Genomic DNA, 1,036 nt, shown 5'->3' with positions numbered 1-1,036 from the left:
AACGCGTCCACATCCACGCCTTCCCCCAGCACGCCTTTCCAGCGAAAGAAAGCTGGGACATGCGTGCCGCCTTCGTGCGGTGAATTCTTGCCGCCGTTCATTCCAAAATTATAGTGCTTCACTCTTTCGCCGTTCAGCTTTCCGCTGAGATGAGTTGCTCCGTTGTCGGTCATGAAGACCACCAAGGTGTTGTCCAACATTTTCCAATCGTCAAGCTTTTGCATCAGCAGGCCCACATTGTCATCAATGTTTTCAATCATTCCGTACCGGCCCGCCGTCCCTTTGTCATAGCCGAGATCCAAAAAACGTTGCGTATACTTGTCCGGTGCAACCAGCGGTGCATGTGGAGCGTTCAGTGCGATGTAGGCAAAGTAAGGATCGTCGGCATCGGTTTGTTGTTTGATCCAGTTCAACGCGGCTTGGAAAAACAGATCGGTACAAAACCCTTTGGTTTGCACGATCGTGTCGTTGTGCAGCAACACGTTGTCGAAATAGACGTTTTCTTTGTTGGGCGGAAAGTCGCCAAGGTTCGTCTGCCCGATGCCCCCGGCGCCATGCATCAACACTTCGTCAAATCCACGGTTTTGAGGCAGGTAGGCTGGTTCATCGCCCAAGTGCCACTTGCCAAACAAGCCGGTGGCATAGCCGGCCGACTGCAGTGCTTGCGGCAACGTATAGACGTCCAGCGTCATTCGCTCGCGCTGCCGAATCGTATGAGTTACGCCGACCTTGAATGGCGGACGGCCACTCATCAACGCGGAACGTGTCGGGGCGCAGGTCGGACTGACTTGAAAATCGGTCAGACGCGTTGATTGTTGATAGAGCCGATCGATGTGAGGCGTTTGCAAAACGATGTTGCCCATGCATGATAAGTCGCCCATGCCTTGATCGTCGGTCAAAACAAAGACGATATTCGGGCGACTGCCCTCCAGCGTTTGAGCCGAAGCGATCCCTGCGGATGCGATTGCGACCGTCAGGGCTAGGTTGATCATCAGAATGATTTTGTTCACTGCGGTTTCACCCTCTGGTTTGGGGA

Annotated in this window: 1 protein-coding gene; it reads right to left on the bottom strand. The window is 53.7% G+C overall.

Annotated features, from left to right (window positions below; all coding sequences use genetic code 11):
• The coding region (locus RMSM_RS26885) for a sulfatase-like hydrolase/transferase (RefSeq protein ID WP_236622316.1) at nucleotides 1-1,010 on the bottom strand (1,010 nt) is incomplete at its 3' end.
• Nucleotides 1,011-1,036 lie beyond the last annotated feature (26 nt).

It is taken from the genome of Rhodopirellula maiorica SM1 (assembly GCF_000346295.1).
GTDB lineage: Bacteria > Planctomycetota > Planctomycetia > Pirellulales > Pirellulaceae > Novipirellula > Novipirellula maiorica.
Note: the sequence above shows the minus strand (reverse complement) of the source record. Positions and strands in the feature narration are given on the sequence as shown.